This window comes from Bartonella sp. AA1HLJMS (genome assembly GCF_042197445.1).
Taxonomy (GTDB): Bacteria; Pseudomonadota; Alphaproteobacteria; order Rhizobiales; family Rhizobiaceae; genus Bartonella.
Map to the genome: position 1 here is coordinate 1 of NZ_JBHIRW010000217.1, position 1,068 is coordinate 1,068.

Sequence of the window (1,068 nt, forward strand, 5' to 3'; positions counted from 1 at the left end):
TAATTCTTTTACAGAGAAATTCATAAAAATTACTTGCATAATAATGTGACGCTCCAGATGGAATCTTGACGTAGAGTGGGCATTCACCATCCTGAAACTGAGTATAATCAAAGTAAAATGTCTCACCAAAATCAGTTCTACTGACAACAAGCTGTTCTAATGTCGCAAAACCATGTTTCCTATGATATAAGTTTTTATGCACAATATCACCAGCAGGATGATCCTCAAAACTTGCGTTATAAATGCTAAAAATTTCCTCATAACCAATTTCTCCTCCCTTATAATTTTTTAAAAAATCCTTATAAGAAGTTGTAAACTGTAAACCGAGAGTTTTTTCTGCCTCTTTAATCCGTACATCACTAACTGCATCCTCTGCAGTACCAAAATTGATAATCTCATCATCATATTTATTTACTTTATCAATTAATTGTACAACATCAGCTAAAGTATAAGTTTTCATAGGTTGTTCTCCATAAATTATTATTTTTTAGTTGCTATATCTTTCTTTTCATAATCTTTAGCACGTTCCTTCCAGTATTTCGTCCTCCATTTATCGAATAGGTCTCTGTCAATAGCTGATCCCATTGTATTAGGATTAATATGAATAACTGAATTATGTTTATTATGAAACGCATTTGTAACCTCTGCTATGGGACCATCATGTGTTTGCAGCATATGATGCAATTCAATGGGATTTTCATTAAAGTCAAGAGGTGCTCTTCCTGTTTTCATCCTTTCAATATTTGTACCTTTTACTTCTTTTCCTTTTACTGTCCAACTAACAATCTGGTTAGGATCAAACAGATCATCTCTCTGATAGACTTTGTTTGTCTGAGTAATTTTTTCTCCCTTGTTAGTTATTTCAAACTCAACCTCAATAGGTTTTGACCAGAATTTTCTCTCTTGCCCCAAATATTGAGTTGCAATAGCTTCATCGCTCATTTTTTCTAGCGATTGTGCAATTTCTTTCCCCACATGCGCAGTATTTACTTCAGAACTAGTTGCTCCCGTTATAGCCGCTTCTTCAGCTTTAGCAGCAAATTTGATGAGATCTTTTTCTACAAGCTT

The 1,068-nt window shown here is 33.8% G+C and carries 2 protein-coding genes; both read right to left on the bottom strand.

Annotation, left to right across the window (positions count from 1 at the left end; genetic code table 11):
* The coding region (locus tag ACFIQE_RS10720) for an SMI1/KNR4 family protein (protein ID WP_375707740.1) at positions 1-460 on the bottom strand (460 nt) is incomplete at its 3' end.
* Between the two features lie 20 nt (positions 461-480).
* Positions 481-1,068: HNH/ENDO VII family nuclease (locus tag ACFIQE_RS10725; protein ID WP_375707741.1), on the bottom strand; the 588-nt coding region annotated here is incomplete at its 5' end.